General features: G+C 58.9%; 17 protein-coding genes, 1 tRNA gene and 1 pseudogene. 11 read left to right on the top strand and 8 right to left on the bottom strand.

What is annotated here, in order from left to right:
• Positions 1–320: 320 nt before the first annotated feature.
• The 6 genes from ftsK to cysG all read left to right on the top strand — a co-directional run bounded on the left by ftsK (position 321) and on the right by cysG (position 7,834).
• Positions 321–2,726 (top strand): DNA translocase FtsK, encoded by a 2,406-nt coding sequence (ftsK, locus tag AC54XV_RS16330; RefSeq protein ID WP_003405080.1) that lies wholly within the window; start codon positions 321–323, stop codon positions 2,724–2,726.
• Between the two features lie 77 nt (positions 2,727–2,803).
• On the top strand, positions 2,804–3,427 hold the full coding sequence (gene lolA / locus AC54XV_RS16325) for an outer membrane lipoprotein periplasmic chaperone LolA (protein WP_024639671.1): 624 nt from the start codon (positions 2,804–2,806) through the stop codon (positions 3,425–3,427).
• A gap of 18 nt (positions 3,428–3,445) precedes the next feature.
• A complete protein-coding gene (locus AC54XV_RS16320) occupies positions 3,446–4,768 on the top strand; it encodes a replication-associated recombination protein A (protein ID WP_003405078.1) in 1,323 nt (440 codons plus the stop codon).
• Positions 4,768–5,142: a fluoride efflux transporter CrcB gene (gene crcB, locus AC54XV_RS16315; protein ID WP_011268268.1), complete on the top strand. Its 375-nt coding sequence runs from the start codon at positions 4,768–4,770 to the stop codon at positions 5,140–5,142. Before AC54XV_RS16320 ends, crcB begins: the two co-directional genes overlap by 1 nt.
• A 16-nt stretch (positions 5,143–5,158) precedes the next feature.
• A complete protein-coding gene (gene serS, locus AC54XV_RS16310) occupies positions 5,159–6,439 on the top strand; it encodes a serine--tRNA ligase (protein WP_003317946.1) in 1,281 nt (426 codons plus the stop codon).
• The gene (gene cysG, locus AC54XV_RS16305; protein ID WP_024652457.1) at positions 6,440–7,834 is read left to right on the top strand and encodes a siroheme synthase CysG; all 1,395 of its coding nucleotides are present in this window, start codon (positions 6,440–6,442) and stop codon (positions 7,832–7,834) included. It begins immediately after the preceding gene.
• Positions 7,835–7,884: 50 nt separating this feature from the next.
• On the opposite strand, the pseudogene AC54XV_RS16300 reads toward cysG, so the two are convergent.
• The 6 genes and pseudogenes from AC54XV_RS16300 to tusD form a co-directional block, all read right to left on the bottom strand.
• Positions 7,885–8,884 (bottom strand): annotated as a pseudogene (locus AC54XV_RS16300) (glutathione S-transferase family protein).
• 96 nt (positions 8,885–8,980) lie between these two features.
• Positions 8,981–9,982, bottom strand: coding sequence for a glycosyl transferase family protein (locus tag AC54XV_RS16295; protein WP_011268266.1), 1,002 nt, complete (start codon positions 9,980–9,982; stop codon positions 8,981–8,983).
• On the bottom strand, positions 9,979–10,314 hold the full coding sequence (locus AC54XV_RS16290) for a TusE/DsrC/DsvC family sulfur relay protein (RefSeq protein WP_011268265.1): 336 nt from the start codon (positions 10,312–10,314) through the stop codon (positions 9,979–9,981). Before AC54XV_RS16290 ends, AC54XV_RS16295 begins: the two co-directional genes overlap by 4 nt.
• Positions 10,311–10,610, bottom strand: a complete 300-nt coding sequence (tusB, locus tag AC54XV_RS16285) for a sulfurtransferase complex subunit TusB (RefSeq protein ID WP_096126787.1) — start codon at positions 10,608–10,610, stop codon at positions 10,311–10,313. Before tusB ends, AC54XV_RS16290 begins: the two co-directional genes overlap by 4 nt.
• Positions 10,610–10,972, bottom strand: a complete 363-nt coding sequence (gene tusC, locus AC54XV_RS16280) for a sulfurtransferase complex subunit TusC (protein ID WP_003405065.1) — start codon at positions 10,970–10,972, stop codon at positions 10,610–10,612. Before tusC ends, tusB begins: the two co-directional genes overlap by 1 nt.
• A 1-nt stretch (position 10,973) precedes the next feature.
• Positions 10,974–11,366, bottom strand: coding sequence for a sulfurtransferase complex subunit TusD (gene tusD, locus AC54XV_RS16275; RefSeq protein WP_011268263.1), 393 nt, complete (start codon positions 11,364–11,366; stop codon positions 10,974–10,976).
• A 234-nt stretch (positions 11,367–11,600) separates the two neighbouring features.
• On the opposite strand from tusD, the gene AC54XV_RS16270 reads away from it, so the two are divergent.
• Positions 11,601–12,902 carry an MFS transporter gene (locus tag AC54XV_RS16270; protein WP_011268262.1) on the top strand — a complete coding sequence of 434 codons (1,302 nt, stop codon included), beginning with the start codon at positions 11,601–11,603 and terminating at the stop codon, positions 12,900–12,902.
• A gap of 16 nt (positions 12,903–12,918) precedes the next feature.
• A complete protein-coding gene (locus AC54XV_RS16265) occupies positions 12,919–13,698 on the top strand; it encodes a substrate-binding domain-containing protein (RefSeq protein WP_058398461.1) in 780 nt (259 codons plus the stop codon).
• On the opposite strand, the gene AC54XV_RS16260 is transcribed toward AC54XV_RS16265, so the two are convergent.
• Together AC54XV_RS16260 and AC54XV_RS16255 are read right to left on the bottom strand one after the other, a co-directional pair.
• A complete protein-coding gene (locus tag AC54XV_RS16260; RefSeq protein WP_058398462.1) occupies positions 13,684–14,592 on the bottom strand; it encodes a LysR family transcriptional regulator in 909 nt (302 codons plus the stop codon). The genes AC54XV_RS16265 and AC54XV_RS16260 overlap by 15 nt on opposite strands.
• A gap of 142 nt (positions 14,593–14,734) precedes the next feature.
• Positions 14,735–14,822 (bottom strand) — tRNA-Ser (locus AC54XV_RS16255).
• Between the two features lie 121 nt (positions 14,823–14,943).
• Between AC54XV_RS16255 and AC54XV_RS16250 the strand changes: the two genes are divergently transcribed.
• From AC54XV_RS16250 to AC54XV_RS16240, 3 genes are all read left to right on the top strand, one after another.
• Positions 14,944–15,615 carry a Bax inhibitor-1/YccA family protein gene (locus AC54XV_RS16250; protein ID WP_002553978.1) on the top strand — a complete coding sequence of 224 codons (672 nt, stop codon included), beginning with the start codon at positions 14,944–14,946 and terminating at the stop codon, positions 15,613–15,615.
• A 507-nt stretch (positions 15,616–16,122) separates the two neighbouring features.
• The gene (locus AC54XV_RS16245) at positions 16,123–17,553 is read left to right on the top strand and encodes a serralysin family metalloprotease (RefSeq protein ID WP_058822215.1); all 1,431 of its coding nucleotides are present in this window, start codon (positions 16,123–16,125) and stop codon (positions 17,551–17,553) included.
• A gap of 56 nt (positions 17,554–17,609) precedes the next feature.
• Entirely contained in the window at positions 17,610–17,993 is a 384-nt protein-coding gene (locus tag AC54XV_RS16240) for a protease inhibitor Inh/omp19 family protein (RefSeq protein WP_003405045.1), read from the top strand.
• Positions 17,994–18,006: the final 13 nt, after the last annotated feature.

Below are 18,006 nucleotides of genomic sequence, written 5' to 3'. Positions count from 1 at the left end.
GTTGCAGACTGTTGATAGAAACACGTCATAAGCCTTTGTCACAAAACGTAATGCATGCTCAAATTGAACATCGTCAGTGAAGGTGAAGGCATGTTCCGGCTTGCGGAACCGTCTGAAGTGGATCTGGTGTGTTTTCGTACAGACTCAAGTGGCTGTAAAACCGTACAATGCCTGTTTTGGGCGTTATCATTCAAGCGTCTGTCGACAGGCTTTCCCGCTGTCTGTACTCCCTGTCCATGCGGGAGCAGTCAGTGCCGTCCGACAGCCGTTTCTGGTCAATCAACGAGATGTTCGCGCTACCGCGCAGGAAATAAAGCGTTTTGAAGAAATCCACCCCAGCACCCAGCGCTGTCCCGCTCTGGCGACAGCAATTGCACTACCGGCTCAAGGAAGGGGCCCTGATCGCCTTTGGCGCACTGTGCCTGTATCTGATGATGGCCTTGCTGACCTACGATCAGAGCGATCCCGGCTGGAGCCACACCAGCAGCAATGCGGCACAGGTGCAGAATGCCGCAGGACGTGCAGGTGCGTTCTGTGCCGATATTCTGTTCATGATTCTGGGCTATTTCGCCTACATCTTCCCGCTGTTGCTGGCGATCAAGGCCTGGCAGGTGTTTCGCCATCGCCATGAGCCTTGGCAATGGAGCGGCTGGCTTTTCTCCTGGCGTCTGATCGGGCTGGTGTTCCTGATCCTGGCGGGCGCTGCGCTGGCGCATATCCACTTCCATTTCTCGGCCGGCTTCCCGGGCTCGGCAGGCGGTGTACTGGGCGAAGTGCTCGGCGATCTGGCCAAGAAAGCGCTGAATATTCAAGGCAGCACCTTGCTATTCATCGCCCTGTTTCTATTCGGTCTGACCGTGTTTACCGACCTGTCCTGGTTCAAGGTGATGGATGTCACCGGCAAGATCACCCTCGACCTGTTCGAACTGTTTCAGGGCGCTGCAAACCGCTGGTGGACTGCCCGCGCCGAGCGCAAGCAGATGGTTGCGCAGCTGCGTGAAGTGGACATGCGCGTCAACGATGTGGTCGCGCCTGTAGCGCCCGATCGGCGCGAGCAGGCCAAGGCCCGAGAGCGTCTGGTGGAGCGTGAAGCGTCGTTGAGCAAACACATGACCGAGCGCGAAAAGCACGTGCCCGCAGTCATCGCGCCAGCGCCTTCGAAGCCTGTAGAGCCCAGCAAGCGTGTGATGAAGGAAAAGCAGGCCCCGTTGTTCGTGGACAGCGCAGTTGAGGGTACTCTGCCGCCGATTTCCATCCTCGACCCTGCGGAGAAGAAACAGCTCAACTATTCGCCGGAGTCTCTGGCGGCTGTCGGCCACCTGCTGGAAATCAAGCTCAAGGAATTCGGTGTGGAGGTGTCGGTAGACTCCATCCATCCCGGTCCGGTGATTACTCGTTACGAGATCCAGCCAGCCGCCGGCGTCAAGGTCAGCCGCATTTCCAACCTCGCCAAGGACCTTGCGCGTTCGCTTGCCGTGACCAGCGTGCGTGTGGTCGAGGTGATTCCGGGCAAGACCACGGTCGGTATCGAGATCCCCAACGAAGACCGCCAGATCGTGCGCTTCTCCGAAGTGTTGTCGACCCCCGAATACGATAACGCCAAGTCGCCCGTCACCCTGGCGCTGGGCCACGACATTGGCGGCAAGCCGGTGATTACCGATCTGGCCAAGATGCCCCACCTGCTGGTAGCCGGTACGACCGGTTCCGGTAAGTCGGTGGGTGTAAACGCCATGATCCTGTCGATCCTGTTCAAGTCCGGCCCGGAAGACGCCAAGCTGATCATGATCGACCCGAAGATGCTCGAACTGTCCATCTACGAAGGTATTCCGCACCTGTTGTGTCCGGTGGTCACCGACATGAAGGACGCCGCCAACGCCCTGCGCTGGAGCGTTGCCGAGATGGAGCGTCGTTACAAGCTGATGGCGAAGATGGGTGTACGTAACCTGTCCGGCTTCAATCAGAAGGTCAAGGAAGCCCAGGACGCCGGTGAGCCGCTTGCCGATCCGCTGTACAAGCGCGAAAGCATTCATGACGAAGCGCCGCTGCTGAGCAAGCTGCCGACCATCGTCGTGGTGGTGGACGAGTTTGCCGACATGATGATGATCGTCGGCAAGAAGGTCGAAGAGCTGATCGCACGTATCGCCCAGAAAGCGCGTGCTGCGGGTATCCACCTGATTCTCGCGACCCAGCGTCCGTCAGTGGATGTGATCACCGGTCTGATCAAGGCCAACATTCCGACGCGTATGGCGTTCCAGGTGTCGAGCAAGATCGACTCGCGGACCATCATCGACCAGGGTGGCGCCGAACAGCTGTTGGGCCACGGCGATATGCTGTACATGCCGCCAGGCACCAGCCTGCCGATTCGTGTGCATGGCGCGTTCGTTTCCGACGAAGAAGTGCATCGTGTGGTAGAAGCCTGGAAGTTGCGAGGTTCCCCGGACTACAACGACGATATTCTCGCTGGCGTCGAAGAGCCCGGCAGCGGCTTTGATGGCGGTAGTGGCGAGGGCAGTGAAGACAGCGAAAGCGACGCGCTTTACGATGAGGCCGTCAAGTTTGTGCTGGAAAGCCGCCGTGCATCGATTTCCGCCGTACAGCGCAAGCTGAAGATCGGCTATAACCGCGCAGCACGCATGATCGAAGCGATGGAAATGGCAGGGGTCGTGACCTCCATGAATACCAACGGTTCGCGTGAAGTCCTGGCCCCCGGGCCGGTGCGCGACTGATTTTTTACCACCCCGTATTGCGGCGACGGCGTGCACGCCACGCCGTCGCATCATCATCGACTTCAAAGAGGAATCCAATGCGCCTTATCCGCATGCTGTTGGCCACCGCACTGACCTTCTCCATGATTCCCGCCCATGCCGACAGCAAGGACGTGGCACGCCTGACCCAGTTGCTGGAGAAATCCCAGACCCTGACCGCCCATTTCTCACAACTGACGCTGGACGGTAGCGGCACGCAGTTGCAGGAAACCACCGGCGAAATGGCCCTGCAGCGCCCCGGCTTGTTCAACTGGCATACCGATGCGCCACAGGAGCAGTTGATGGTCTCGGACGGCAAGAAAGTTTCGCTGTGGGACCCTGATCTGGAGCAGGTCACGATCAAGAAACTCGATCAGCGCCTGACCCAGACTCCAGCCTTGCTGCTGTCCGGTGACGTATCGAAGATCAGCGAAAGCTTCGACATCACCGCGAAAGAAGCGGGTGGCGTGATCGATTTCACGCTCAAGCCCAAAACCAAGGACACGCTGTTCGACAGCCTGCGCCTGTCGTTTCGCAACGGCATCATCAACGACATGCAGTTGATCGACAGCGTCGGGCAGCGCACCAATATCCTGTTCACCGGGGTCAAGGCCAACGAGTCGATCGCAGCCAGCAAGTTTCAGTTCCAGATTCCCAAGGGCGCTGATGTCATTCAAGAGTAAAAGGGCCGATTTCTGACCATGGATCTGTTCAGCCGCGAACCGATAGCCCAGCCTCTGGCTGCACGTTTGCGTGCTACCAACCTGGATGAATATGTCGGTCAGGAACATGTACTTGCCCACGGCAAGCCTCTGCGTGAGGCGCTGGAGCAAGGCGCACTGCACTCGATGATTTTCTGGGGGCCGCCCGGCGTGGGCAAGACCACCCTGGCGAAGCTGCTGGCCAAGGTGTCGGACGCGCACTTCGAGACGGTTTCGGCGGTGCTCGCCGGGGTCAAGGAAATCCGTCAGGCAGTGGAAGTGGCCAGGCAGCAGGCCGGACAGTACGGCAAGCGCACCATCCTGTTCGTTGACGAAGTGCACCGCTTCAACAAGTCACAGCAGGACGCCTTCCTGCCTTACGTCGAGGACGGTACGCTGATCTTTATCGGCGCGACCACCGAAAACCCCTCGTTCGAACTCAACAACGCCTTGTTGTCCCGGGCGCGTGTCTACGTGCTCAAAAGCCTGGACGAAGCGGCGCTGCGCAAGCTGGTCAATCGTGCCCTGACCGAAGAGCGCGGGCTGGGCAAGCGGCAACTGACCCTGAGCGATGAGGGGTTTGCGATTCTGATGTCTGCCGCCGATGGCGACGGTCGGCGCATGCTCAACCTGCTGGAGAACGCTTCGGATCTGGCCGAAGACGGCAGCGAAATCGACGTCGGGCTGCTGCAAAGCCTGTTGGGTGACAGTCGACGCCGCTTCGACAAGGGCGGCGAGGCGTTCTATGACCAGATATCGGCCTTGCACAAGTCGATTCGCGGTTCAAATCCCGATGCGGCGCTGTACTGGTTTGCGCGGATGATCGACGGCGGCTGTGATCCACTGTATCTGGCGCGCCGCGTGGTGCGCATGGCCAGTGAAGATATCGGCAATGCCGATCCTCGTGCGCTGCCCTTGTGCATGTCCGCCTGGGATGTACAGGAACGCCTTGGCAGCCCCGAGGGCGAGCTGGCGGTCGCGCAGGCCATTGTCTATCTCGCCTGTGCGCCGAAAAGCAATGCGGTTTACATGGCGTTCAAGGCGGCCATGCGTGAAGCGGGTGAGCACGGTTCGCTGGAGGTTCCGCTGCACTTGCGCAATGCGCCTACCAAGCTGATGAAGCAGCTCGGTTATGGCGAAGAATATCGCTATGCCCATGATGAGCCTGATGCTTACGCAGCTGGCGAAGACTACTTTCCAGACGAGCTGGAGCCACGGCAGTATTACCAGCCTGTGCCTCGCGGTCTGGAGCTCAAGATCGGTGAAAAGCTCAGGCATCTGAACGCATTGGACGATGCCAGCCCTCGCAAGCGGAGAAAGTGATGATTCAGACTATTCTTGCGGTGTCGATTGCCGGGATCGCTGGTACATTATTGCGCTTTGCAACAGGGACATGGGTCAGCGCCAACTGGCCACGTTATTTTTACGCAGCGACGCTGGCAGTCAACATCGTCGGGTGCCTGATCATCGGTGTACTGTACGGACTGTTCCTGCTGCGTCCGGAAGTACCCATCGAAATTCGTGCCGGCTTGATTGTCGGTTTTGTAGGCGGTCTGACGACCTTTTCATCCTTTTCACTGGATACTTTGCGCCTGCTGGAAAGCGGGCAGGTACCGCTGGCCCTCGGCTATGCCGGTATCAGTGTATTCGGCGGGCTGCTCGCAACCTGGGCTGGCCTGTCCCTGACCAGACTTTGATAGACGAGAGAACGATATGCTCGATTCCAAACTGTTACGTACTCAACTTCAGGACGTAGCGGATCGCCTGGCTTCCCGTGGCTTCACTCTGGATGTGGCGCGCATTGAATCGCTGGAAGCCCAGCGCAAGGTAGTGCAGACCCGCACCGAACAGCTGCAGGCCGAGCGCAATGCACGTTCCAAATCCATTGGTCAGGCCAAGCAGCGCGGCGAAGACATTGCGCCGTTGATGGCTGATGTCGAGCGCATGGGCAACGAGCTGAGCGAAGGCAAGGTCGAGCTGGACGGCATTCAGGCCGAGCTGGATGCACTGGTGCTGAGCATTCCGAACCTGCCTCACGAGTCCGTGCCGGTCGGTGCCGACGAAGAAGGCAACGTCGAAGTACGTCGCTGGGGTACGCCGACGTCATTCGATTTCGAGGTCAAGGATCACGTTGCGCTGGGCGAGAAGTTCGGCTGGCTGGATTTCGAGACCGCCGCCAAGCTGTCCGGCGCGCGTTTTGCGCTGCTGCGTGGCCCGATCGCACGTCTGCACCGTGCCCTCGCACAATTCATGATCAATCTGCACATCAACGAGCACGGCTACGAAGAGACCTACACGCCCTATCTGGTGCAGGCTCCAGCGTTGCAGGGGACAGGTCAGCTGCCCAAGTTCGAGGAAGACCTGTTCAAGATCTCCCGCGAAGGTGAAGCCGACCTGTACCTGATTCCGACTGCCGAAGTGTCGCTGACCAATATCGTGTCGGGTGAAATCCTCGACGCCAAACAGCTGCCTCTCAAGTTTGTCGCCCATACCCCTTGCTTCCGCAGTGAAGCGGGCGCGTCCGGGCGTGATACCCGCGGCATGATCCGCCAGCACCAGTTCGACAAGGTCGAGATGGTCCAGATCGTTGCGCCTGACGACTCCATGGCCGCGCTCGAGTCGCTGACCGGCAACGCCGAACGCGTGCTGCAACTGCTTGAACTGCCTTATCGCACGCTGGCGCTGTGCACCGGCGACATGGGTTTCAGCGCGGTGAAGACCTACGACCTGGAAGTCTGGATTCCGAGCCAGGACAAATATCGCGAAATCTCTTCCTGCTCCAACTGCGGTGATTTCCAGGCGCGCCGCATGCAGGCTCGCTGGCGCAACCCGGAAACCGGCAAGCCGGAGCTGGTCCACACCCTCAACGGGTCGGGCCTGGCGGTAGGCCGCACACTGGTGGCGGTGCTGGAAAACTATCAGCAGGCGGACGGTTCGATTCGTGTGCCTGAGGTGCTCAAGCCTTACATGGGCGGCCTTGAGGTCATCGGTTAAATGGAATTTCTGCCGCTGTTCCATAACCTGCGTGGCAGCTGGGTGCTGGTGGTTGGCGGCGGTGAAATCGCCCTGCGCAAATCACGTCTGATTGCCGACGCCGGGGCAGTGCTGCGCGTGGTTGCGCCGGAAATCGAGGCACAACTGAGCGAACTGGTTGTCCAGAGCGGCGGTGAGATGATCCTGCGCGGCTACAGCGAGTGCGACCTCGATGGTTGCGTGCTGATCATTGCTGCGACGGACGATGAGCCGCTCAATGCTCAGGTGTCCCGCGATGCCCGCTTGCGTTGCGTTCCGGTCAACGTCGTCGACGCCCCGGCGTTGTGTACGGTGATCTTTCCGGCCATCGTCGACCGATCGCCGCTGGTGATCGCCGTGTCCAGTGGCGGCGATGCGCCGGTGCTGGCACGTTTGATTCGCGCCAAGCTGGAAACCTGGATTCCGTCCTCCTACGGTCAGCTCGCCGGGCTGGCCGCTCGTTTTCGCAATCAGGTCAAAGGCCTGTTTCCGAACGTGCAGCAGCGTCGGGCGTTTTGGGAAGAAGTTTTTCAGGGGGCCATCGCCGATCGCCAACTGGCCGGGCAGGGCGCCGAGGCCGAGCGCATGCTGATCGCCAAGATTGCCGGCGAGCCGCCTCCCGAGACCGGTGAGGTCTATCTGGTCGGTGCGGGTCCCGGTGATCCGGATTTGCTGACTTTTCGGGCCTTGCGCCTGATGCAGCAGGCGGATGTGGTGCTGTACGACCGCTTGGTTGCACCGACGATTCTTGACCTGTGCCGTCGTGATGCCGAGCGGGTCTACGTTGGCAAGCGCCGTGCGGAACATGCCGTTCCGCAGGAGCAGATCAACCAGCAACTGGTTGCGCTGGCAAAGCAGGGCAAGCGAGTGGTGCGTCTGAAGGGCGGTGATCCGTTCATATTCGGCCGTGGCGGCGAGGAAATCGAAGAGCTGGCGGCGCATGGCATTCCGTTCCAGGTGGTGCCTGGCATCACCGCTGCCAGCGGTTGCGCGGCGTATGCGGGTATACCGCTGACGCACCGTGATCACGCGCAATCGGTACGTTTTATCACCGGGCACTTGAAAAACGGCACGACCGATCTGCCTTGGTCAGACCTAGTAGCGCCTGCGCAAACACTGGTGTTTTACATGGGGCTAATCGGTTTGCCAGTCATCTGTGAGCAGTTGATCCGGCACGGTCGCTCTGCCGACACGCCTGCTGCACTGGTCGAGCAGGGCACCACCGTCAATCAGCGTGTGTTCACGGGTACCCTTGCAAACCTGCCGCAACTGGTCGCCGAGCATGATGTTCATGCGCCGACGCTGGTGATCATTGGTGAGGTGGTCAAATTGCGTGAAAAGCTGGCGTGGTTCGAGGGCGCTCAGGCGACTCTCTGATGCCAATGGTGGGTAGCCCGTCCGGGCTATCCACCCCTTCTTCCCATAGGTCAGTTGTTCCAGACACCTTCACCGGACAGTCGCTCACGGTCATGATCGGCCTGCAGATCGAGTGCGGGCCCCTTCGGTATGATGCCGGTCGGGTTGATGGTGCGATGGCTCCCGTAGTAATGCCCTTTGATGTGCTCGAAACTCACCGTCTCTGCGATCCCCGGCCACTGATACAGCTCGCGTAGCCAGTTGCTGAGATTGGGGTAGTCCGCGATGCGCCGCAGGTTACATTTGAAGTGGCTGTAATACACCGCATCGAAGCGCACGATGGTGGTGAACAGGCGTATGTCTGCTTCAGTGAGGTGTTTGCCTGTCAGGTAACGCTTTTCGCCGAGCAGGTTTTCCAGCACGTCCAGTTCAGCGAACACATCGTCGAACGCCTCCTCATACGCGCCCTGCGAGGTGGCGAAACCAGCCCGGTATACGCCGTTGTTGACCTTCGGGTAGATCTGCTCGTTAAGCTCGTCAATGCTCGCGCGTAGCGCTTGCGGGTAGAAATCCAGCGTATTGCCGGTCAACTCGTCGAATGCAGAATTGAACATGCGGATGATTTCCGCAGATTCGTTTGCTGACGATGCATTGCTGCTGCTTGTCCCACAGCACCGGAACGGTGACACGGCCGGTGTACCGAGGGTCGTCGGCGGTGTAGCGTTGGTGAAGGAACTGCAGGTCATCCAGTGCATCGCCGCTGGAGCCTTTCTGCTGGTCGAAGGTCCAGCCGTTTTCCAGCATCAGCCAACTGACTACCGAAACATCGATCAGGCTTTCCAGGCCCTTGAGCTTGCGCAAGATAAGCGTGCGGTGTGCCCACGGGCACGCCAGAGACACGTACAGGTGATAGCGGCCCGCCTGCGCAGCAAAACCGCCTGCACCGGACGGTCCCGGCTGTCCATCGGGCGTGACCCAACTGCGTCGCTGAGCATTTTCGCGCTGAAATGCGCCATCTTTGCTGCTTTCGTACCACTGGTCTTGCCAGTGTCCTTCGACCAGAAGGCCCATGTCTGACTCCCATTTCCAGGTGATAGAGCTTGGAGGTCAGCGCGGGTGCATCGGTTCGACTGGATTACGGCCTTTCATTGTCGAAAGGCCGGCGGGTCACAGATTGATGTTGCGGCGATCCCAGAATACCTGCGCCTGGGCGAAGGCCTCGTCGCGATCGACGCCCAGGCCGCGCAAGGCGAGCGCCATGGTCGATATCAAGGCCAGTTGCGGGTAACTGTCTTCGATTTCTCCTCGCCACAAGGCCAGCAGCTGCTGCGGGTCGAGCGTTGCCGGTTTTACGTGGCGGCGCGGTGAGAGCGCTGGCCATTCTTCATCCCACGGCTGGCCGCCGGTGGTGCCGTACAGGTGGCTGATGGTGTCGGGGTTGATCTCGATTTCGCCGCCATCACCCTTGACCACGATGGCGTTGTCGCCGAGCAGGCTGCTGGCATCGCGATGCACGCTTTGATAGCCCGGGTGAAAAATGCTTTGCAGGCCGCAACGCGCCTGCAGCGGATTGAGAATCCTCGCCAGCGAGTGAATGGGCGAGCGCAGCCCCAGCGTGTTGCGCAGGTCGATCATGCGCTGCAACTGCGGTGCCCAGTCGGCGAGCGGAATGAACGCCAGCTGTTCTTGCTCGAGCGAGGTCTTGACCGCTGACCAGTTGCGGCACAGAGGAATCTTCAGCAGGTCCAGCAGTTGCTCGGTGTACAGACGCCCTGCGGTATGCGCGCCGCCGCCGTGCAGGAGGATCCTGACGCCGTTTTGCGCCAGGCATTTGGCCGCCAGCAAATACCACGGCAGGTGACGCTTTTTCCCGGCATAGGTTGGCCAGTCGATGTCGACTTGCATGGCGGGAGCGTTGAGACGTTCGCGCACCGCTTCGGTAAACCCTGCCAGTTCCTCGGGACTTTCTTCCTTGTGGCGCAGCAGCATCAGAAAAGCCCCGAGCTGGGTGTCCTCGACTTTCTCATCGAGCAGCATGCCCATGGCTTCCCGTGCTTCCTCGCGAGTCAGGTTGCGCGCGCCACGTTTGCCTTTGCCCAGAATGCGAACGAACGCCGCAAAGGGATGTTCTTCAGGTGTTTCAGTGACAAGCGCAGCGTAATCATTCATATGCAATTGGTCGGTTTGGGCAGGCCCGCCAGCTTGGCGGCGAGTTTGGCGGGAGTGCCGTTGAACAGGCGGTTGAGGTGCATGCTGTTGCCTTTTTCCGCACCCAGCTTCATCGCGGTGTATTTGATCAGCGGTCGTGTCGCGGGCGAAAGCTGGAACTCGGCGTAAAAACCGCGCAGCAGTTCGAGGATTTCAAGGTGCTCGGCACTCAGCTCGATGCCTTCCTCGGCGGACAGGGCGTGGGCGACGTCCAGCGACCAGTCGCTGAGGTCTTGCAGAAAACCATCCTTGTCCAGTTCGATGCTGCGCCCGTCAATGTTCAACTGTTTCATAACCAGGTATTGACCTTGTCGAAGCGCAGCGACAGTTCAACGAACGCCGGGTAGTCGATGCTGTTGACTCCGGCAGGGAGAGGCAGATTGCGTGCGCGGAGGTCTTCGTCGAGGGCGAACAACTGCGATGATTCGACCAGAGGCTGAAGGGCTTTGAGCTGCGTGCAGGACGGCATCAGCGCATAGGTGGCATCGCCACAGAGCAGTACGCCATCATCCTTGCCCAGCAAGCGCAGGCAACTGTCCAGCCGGGTGTCGGCAAACGGCGAGTGAGAGAGAACGTGCAAAGTAGCCATCAGATGGTAATCACCTCGTCGTACCGGTCAAAAAGTGCTGACAATTCCGCGCGCGTGGTCAACTGGCTCATCTCTTCGCTCAATGCGCCAAGGGAGATGCCGCGCTCGGCCAGGCTCTGTCCGCAGACGTAAAGGTCTTCGACACCGAACATCGGCAGGGCTTTCAGGTTTGCAGTCAGGTCTTTCTGTTGCAGGGCGTCGGGCGACTGCTGTGGCGACAACTGAAAAACCCCGTCGTCCAGAAACAGCAGGCCCACCGACAGATCGAATGCACCGCCCGCCAGTACGATATCCAGCGCCTCGCGGGCACCGGGGCCGGACCACGGCGACTGGCGGGTGACAACCAACAGTGATCTGGGCATCTCATGGCCCTCCGAAGCAGATCAGGCGATCAGCCGATTGCACGGCATCGTGCAACTGGCCCAGCCCGGACAATTCCCACGGCTCGCGCAGGTTTGCCGCCGGCCGCTGATAACGCTCGGCCTCTTGCGTGTCGAGCACACCGCGACGCAACGCGGCGGCAATGCACACCACGCCGTCCAGCTTGTGCTCGACGATGAAGTCACGCCACTGCAGTGCCACATCCTGCTCGTCCTGCGGCGTCACGACGTTGGCCGACGCGCTGTGTACGCCGTCTTGGTAGAAGAACAACCGGACAATTTCGTGCCCGCCTGCCAGCACCGCCCTGGCGAACTGCAAGGCTCGCCGAGAGGAGGGCGCATGGGCGGCGGAAAAAAGGGAGATGGCGAATTTCATGATCGGCTCTGCCAACAAAACATGCGCAATGATAAAGAATTCAACGGCAGGCGTGTGAGTTTGGCGCGTGCTGACCCGCAAATGCGGGGTCAGGGCGCAACAGCTTGAGTTTCGATTGATGTCCAACGGGCATCAATCGATGAAAACATAGCACTTATCGTTTCAAAGTGTGTCCGGCAGACTCCTCCATCACAAGCGCTTACAACACTCTAATAAGATCGCTGGAGAACACTGATGCACGGCTCATCCTCATTACGAAAAGAATCCTCCCGGTCGAAGGCTGGCGCGGTATTTCGGGTTACCTCCGGTAATTTCCTCGAGCAATTCGACTTCTTCCTGTTTGGCTTCTATGCCACCCAGATCGCTTCCGCCTTTTTCCCGGCCAGCAGTGAGTTTGCTTCGCTGATGATGACCTTCGCGGTCTTCGGGGCGGGCTTCCTGATGCGTCCACTGGGTGCCGTCATTCTCGGTGCCTACATCGATGACGTGGGCCGCCGTAAAGGGCTGATCGTGACGCTGTCGATCATGGCCAGTGGTACGTTGCTGATCGTTCTGGTGCCCGGTTACGCGAGCATCGGCTTGTGGGCACCGGCCCTGGTATTGGTCGGCCGCTTGCTGCAAGGCTTCTCTGCCGGTGCGGAATTGGGCGGGGTGTCGGTGTATCTGGCAGAAATGGCGACACCCGGCCGCAAGGGCTTCTACACCAGTTGGCAGTCAGGTAGTCAGCAGGTGGCAATCGTCGTCGCCGCTGCACTGGGTTACGGCCTGAACCAATGGATGGCACCTGCTGCTGTTGCCGACTGGGGCTGGAGAATTCCGTTTGCCATCGGTTGCCTGATCATCCCGTTCATTTTCCTGTTGCGCCGCAGCCTGCAGGAAACCGAAGAGTTCGCCACTCGCTCTCACCGTCCGACCATGCGACAGGTGTTCGCGACGCTGCTGCAAAACTGGCGTGTGGTGATTGCCGGAATGCTGATGGTGGCGATGACCACTACCACCTTTTACCTGATCACCATCTATGCACCGACATTCGGCAAAACCGTACTCAACTTGAGTACTGCCGATGCGCTTCTGGTGACGCTGCTGGTCGGTGTCTCCAACTTTATCTGGCTGCCGGTCGGCGGCATGTTGAGTGACCGTTTCGGGCGCAAGCCACTGTTGGTCGCGATGACCCTGCTGACCATCATCAGTGCGTACCCGGCGCTGTCTTTCCTCGCCCTGGCGCCCAGCTTCGGCCATATGCTGGAAGTGCTGTTGTGGTTCTCGTTCCTGTACGGCTTGTATAACGGCGCGATGATTCCGGCGCTGACCGAAATCATGCCGGTAGAGGTGCGTGTTGCCGGTTTCTCGCTGGCCTACAGCCTGGCGACGGCGGTTTTCGGTGGTTTCACTCCGGCGATCTCGACCTGGTTGATCCACTTGACCGGCGACAAGGCTGCACCTGCTTACTGGATGACATTTGCTGCAGCCTGTGCGCTGGGCGCCACACTGGTGCTCTACCGGCACATCTCGACCCGCCCGCAACTGGCTGTTTAATCAAGGAAAAATCACTATGAAATCGTTATACAAACATCAACTGGCAGCGCTTTTTCTCGGCTGTATTGCAGTCAGTGCGGCGGCGCAGGCTGAACAGCTCAAGGTCATGACCTCCGGCGGCTTTACGGCTGCGTACAGACTGCTCGGACCGCAATACGCGGCATCTTCCGGAGACTCGCTGGACACCATTCTCGGCCCCTCGATGGGCAAAGCACCCGAGGCCATCCCGAATCGCCTGGCCCGTGGCGAGCACGCCGATGTGGTGATCATGGTCGGCTATGCGCTGGATGATCTGATCAAGCAAGGCAAGGTAGACCCGGCATCGCGGGTCGAACTGGCTGATTCGCGGATCGGCATGGTGGTGAAGGAGGGCGCGGCCAAGCCTGCGATCGGCACCGACAGTGAGCTTAAGGCCACCTTGCTCAAGGCCAGGTCGGTGGCTTACTCCGACAGCGCCAGTGGCGTGTACATCGAAAAAGAGCTTTTCAAAAAGCTCGGTATCGAGAAAGAACTCGCGCCGAAGGGCAAGATGATCGAGCGCATCCCGGTGGCTTCGGTGGTTGCCAAGGGCGACTACGAAGTGGGCTTTCAACAGGTTGCCGAGCTGCTGCCGATTCCCGGCGTGACGTTCGTGGCGAAGATCCCGGAAGACGTTCAGTCGGTAACGCGTTATGCCGCGGGCATCCCGGTCAATGCCGAGCACCCGAAAGAAGCGAAGGCGTTGCTGGATTACCTGGCATCCCCCAAAGCCCAGGCTACGGTGCAGTCCACCGGACTGGATTCAGTTCCCCGCTGAACGTGACGGCATTTTCCTGACCAGTTGTTCCAGCTCGAGGGCTGCCGGTGTCAAGGTCCTGCCACGACGCTTGATCAGCCCTACGTTGCGAATCACCTCGGGCGCAACCAGTGGCACGCTCACCAGATACGGGTGAGCGGTCATCGGCATGGCGATCGAAGGCACCGCAGCCACGCCAAGCCCGGCCTCCACCAGGCCGATCATGGTTGTGACATGGCGGGTTTCGCAGATGCTTTCCTTGTGCGGGCGCGAAGGTGCCAGCGCCTGATCCAGCACCAGACGATTACCCGAGGTGATGTCCAGGGCGATGTAGTCGTGGCGGTACATCTCTTCCCAACTGACGCTTTCGCACGTTGCCAGCGTGTGATCCCGCCTGCAGGCCATTACGTAGCGTTCCTGCAGCAGCAGTTCGAAGTCCACTTCCGGCGCCAGATTGCCGCTGAAACTCACCCCGAAATCGGCTTCGCCCAGGGCAACCGCGCTGTTGACCTCGTTGGCGCTGGCATCCATCACCCGGATTCTGATTTTCGGAAACAACCGATGGAAAGCGCTGATGACCTGCGGCATGAAGTAATAGGCGGCTGATGGCACGCAGGCAATCGTCACGCTGCCCATTCGCGTGGAGCCGACGCCTTCGATGGTCATCAATGCGCTGTCCAGATCGTCCAGAATGCGCTCGACCTGAGGCAGAAATGCGCGGCCGACCGTAGTCAGACTGACCCTGCGGGTGGTCCGCTCGAACAGCTTCACATTCAGCGCAGACTCGAGCTTTTCTATCCGCCGACTGAGCGCAGGCTGGGTGATCTGCACGGTTTCAGCGGCCTTGCGGAAGCTGCCATTCTCCACTACGGCACGAAATGCCTGGAGGTCGTTGAGGTCGAAATTGATGGGCATTCGAACGTCAGTCTATTGATACGGGGTGCGCATCAATATATCAGGTTGTGTGCGGCAGCTCGCAAGGCGGGGAGGCGGGAGGGTTTCGTGGGGGGCAGAAACGACAAAGCCCTGAATAATCAGGGCTTTGCGCTACCAAATATGGCGGAGGCATAGAGATTCGAACTCTAGGACCTGTTACAGTCGGCAGTTTTCAAGACTGCTGCCTTAAACCACTCGGCCATACCTCCACTTCGTTGCGGGCGCCATAATACCGGAATGAAACAAGCTGTCAAACTCTGTGACTAGCCAGTTGCAGCGCCTCTGTTATGATCTTTGCAACTCAACATTTCAACAGCAAGGAGTTTCGCCATGCGCGAACAGGATTACAGCCTTAAAACCGGCATGCAGGCCGACCAGCTCGAGGTTAGTCGTGTCCTGCGCAATACTTACGGTCTTCTCGCCCTGACACTGGCTTTCAGTGGTGTCATGGCCTTCGTCGCTCAGCAGATGCGCGTCGGCTACCCGAACATTTTCGTGGTGCTGATCGGCTTCTACGGTCTGTTCTTCCTGACCAACAAGCTGCGTGATTCGGTCTGGGGTCTGGTGTCGACCTTCGCCCTGACAGGTTTCATGGGGTTCCTGCTGGGCCCGATCCTCAACCGTTACCTGGGCATGGCCGGGGGGGCTGAAGTGGTCAGCTCCGCCTTCGCGATGACGGCTCTGGTATTCGGCGGTCTCTCGGCCTATGTACTGATCACTCGCAAGGACATGAGCTTCCTGGGTGGTTTCATTACCGCAGGTTTCTTTGTCCTGCTGGGTGCGGTAGTGGCCAGCATGTTCTTCCAGATCAGCGGTCTGCAACTGGCTATCAGCGCGGGCTTCGTGCTGTTCTCGTCGGTGTGCATTCTGTTCCAGACCAGCGCGATCATTCAGGGTGGCGAGCGTAACTACATCATGGCGACGGTCAGCCTGTATGTATCGATCTATAACCTGTTCATCAGCCTGCTGCAGATCTTCGGCATCATGAGCCGCGACGACTGATTTACCTGGCCTGAACATTCAGGCCACTGCGCTTCAACAAAAGCCCCGACTCGTCGGGGCTTTTTGCGTTTCTGTGTCGGGGAAAAGTGTCAGCTTTGGCCAATGGCAAGGCTGGCGAAATGCTGTTCATAGCGGCTGAGTGGGGCGCGTCATTACCCAAGGCATTCGTGGTCAGTCGAAGCCATAAAATTCCTGACCTATCAGTCATATTTATCAAGCTTGTTACAGTCTGTTCAAGCGCTTATCGACGATCTCATCATCACAAAAAATAATATCAGGCGATTCTCCAATGCCTGTAGGCGCTTGCCCGTTTGAGGCCACTTGACATCATCGAACAGCGCTGGACACAAGATTTCAAGATGTGTCAGTTTTGTTACGCAACACGATTTCACGCTTCATACGCAACACGATTTCACGCTTCACCAGGCGAGTGACCGGACTCTCTCGCTACAGGGGAGAGTCTTGTCTTACCTGACCTGTCAATCAATCAGCAAACAAGGAAGTGTCATGACGAAAGTCAAAGAAAATGCTGCAATCCAACTTTCCGCTGCTACCAGCACCTCTTTCGACCAGATCAATGCGTTCGCGCACCAGTATGACCGTGGCGGCAACCTCACGATCAATGGCAAGCCCTCGTATTCAGTCGATCAGGCCGCTGATTATATTCTTCGCGACGACGCCTCCTGGACGGATCGCGATGGCAACGGCACCATCAACCTCACTTACACGTTCCTGACGGCCAAACCTGCCGGGTTCGACAATTCGCTGGGGACTTTCAGTGCGTTCAACGCGCAGCAGAAAGCACAGGCAGTATTGTCGATGCAATCCTGGGCAGACGTTGCCAAGGTCAGCTTCACCCAGGCAGCTTCCGGCGGCGACGGGCATATGACCTTCGGCAACTACAGCAACGGCAGTGCAGGCGGGGCAGCTTTTGCCTACCTGCCCAGCGGCAACAGCCGTACTGACGGCCAGTCCTGGTACCTTGTCGATAATAGCTACAAGGTCAACACCACCCCGGACAATGGCAATTACGGTCGTCAGACCCTGACCCATGAAATCGGCCACACCCTTGGCCTGTCTCACCCAGGTGACTACAACGCGGGCGAGGGCAATCCGAGCTACAAGGAAGCCACTTACGCAGAAGATACCCGTGGCTACAGCGTCATGAGCTACTGGAGTGAGTCCAACACTGACCAGAACTTCGTCAAGGGCGGCGCTCCGTCGTACTCTTCGGCGCCGTTGCTGGATGACATCACTGCCGTTCAGCAGCTCTATGGCGCGAACATGAGCACCCGTGCCGGTGATACGGTCTATGGGTTCAACTCCACTGCCGGGCGCGATTTCTACAGCGCCACCTCCGCCTCGTCCAAGGTGGTGTTCTCGGTGTGGGATGGCGGGGGCAAGGATACCCTCGACTTCTCAGGCTTCACCCAGAACCAGAAGATCAACCTCAATGCCGCGTCGTTCTCGGATGTCGGTGGCATGGTGGGCAACGTTTCGATCGCCAAGGGTGTGGTGGTTGAAAACGCGCTGGGCGGTTCGGGCAATGACCTGTTGATCGGCAATGCTGCCGCCAACGACCTCAAGGGTGGTGCCGGCAACGACATCATCTACGGTGGTGGCGGCGCCGACAGCCTGACCGGTGGTGCAGGTGCCGACATCTTCGTGTTTGGCGCCAGCTCTGATTCCAACCGTGCAGGCCAGGATACGATTCGTGATTTCGTCAGCGGTCAGGACAAGATCGACGTATCGGCCATTTCCACGCTGAGCGCGCTGCAGTTCGTCAACGCGTTCAGCGGCCACGCTGGCGAGGCGATCCTCAACTATAACCAGAGCAGCAATCTGGGCAGTCTGGCGATCGACTTCACCGGTCAGGGCATTGGCGATTTTCTGGTCGGTACTGTAGGTCAAGCATTGGCTACTGATATCGTGGTTTAATCTGTAACAATCATGGACGACCCTGCGGTTGTCCATGATCTGAAAAGTACCCCGCCATGAAGATCACTCACGTTTTTCGAATCGTGCCAGCAGCCTTTGCGCTGCTGGTGGGTATTTCTGGAGCAAGCCTGGCCATGAGTTTGAAACTGCCCAATCCTGATGAACTCAGCGGCAAGTGGCGACTTTCTCTTCAGGGAAAGACGAACGAAGTCTGTGAACTGCATCTCAATACCGAAGTACCGCAACTGACGGGCGATCTCGCCTGCGCAGTGAAGTGGTTGCATGAAGCACCCACTGGCTGGTTTCCGACTCCGGATGGCCTGGCGTTCACCGACAAGGAAGGCAATCGCCTGATTCACCTCAATAACATGGGGAATCAGATCTATCAGGCGCCCCTGCCTGGCGGTGAAGTGCTGGTCCTTGGACGGCTCGCCGATTAAGCGTTTCACGGAC

Source organism: Pseudomonas fragariae (ex Marin et al. 2024) (assembly GCF_059621105.1).
The sequence above is the reverse complement of the archived record's forward strand: the minus strand, read 5'-3'. Positions and strand labels throughout refer to the sequence as shown.

Bases quoted from the DNA above. Each gene is read 5' to 3' on its own strand.
- lolA (WP_024639671.1), top strand. From the start codon at position 2,804: ATGCGCCTTATCCGCATGCTGTTGGCCACCGCACTGACCTTCTCCATG.
- AC54XV_RS16320 (WP_003405078.1), top strand. From the start codon at position 3,446: ATGGATCTGTTCAGCCGCGAACCGATAGCCCAGCCTCTGGCTGCACGT.
- crcB (WP_011268268.1), top strand. From the start codon at position 4,768: ATGATTCAGACTATTCTTGCGGTGTCGATTGCCGGGATCGCTGGTACA.
- serS (WP_003317946.1), top strand. From the start codon at position 5,159: ATGCTCGATTCCAAACTGTTACGTACTCAACTTCAGGACGTAGCGGAT.
- cysG (WP_024652457.1), top strand. From the start codon at position 6,440: ATGGAATTTCTGCCGCTGTTCCATAACCTGCGTGGCAGCTGGGTGCTG.
- AC54XV_RS16295 (WP_011268266.1), bottom strand. From the start codon at position 9,982: ATGAATGATTACGCTGCGCTTGTCACTGAAACACCTGAAGAACATCCC.
- AC54XV_RS16290 (WP_011268265.1), bottom strand. From the start codon at position 10,314: ATGAAACAGTTGAACATTGACGGGCGCAGCATCGAACTGGACAAGGAT.
- tusB (WP_096126787.1), bottom strand. From the start codon at position 10,610: ATGGCTACTTTGCACGTTCTCTCTCACTCGCCGTTTGCCGACACCCGG.
- tusC (WP_003405065.1), bottom strand. From the start codon at position 10,972: ATGCCCAGATCACTGTTGGTTGTCACCCGCCAGTCGCCGTGGTCCGGC.
- tusD (WP_011268263.1), bottom strand. From the start codon at position 11,366: ATGAAATTCGCCATCTCCCTTTTTTCCGCCGCCCATGCGCCCTCCTCT.
- AC54XV_RS16270 (WP_011268262.1), top strand. From the start codon at position 11,601: ATGCACGGCTCATCCTCATTACGAAAAGAATCCTCCCGGTCGAAGGCT.
- AC54XV_RS16265 (WP_058398461.1), top strand. From the start codon at position 12,919: ATGAAATCGTTATACAAACATCAACTGGCAGCGCTTTTTCTCGGCTGT.
- AC54XV_RS16260 (WP_058398462.1), bottom strand. From the start codon at position 14,592: ATGCCCATCAATTTCGACCTCAACGACCTCCAGGCATTTCGTGCCGTA.
- AC54XV_RS16250 (WP_002553978.1), top strand. From the start codon at position 14,944: ATGCGCGAACAGGATTACAGCCTTAAAACCGGCATGCAGGCCGACCAG.
- AC54XV_RS16245 (WP_058822215.1), top strand. From the start codon at position 16,123: ATGACGAAAGTCAAAGAAAATGCTGCAATCCAACTTTCCGCTGCTACC.
- AC54XV_RS16240 (WP_003405045.1), top strand. From the start codon at position 17,610: ATGAAGATCACTCACGTTTTTCGAATCGTGCCAGCAGCCTTTGCGCTG.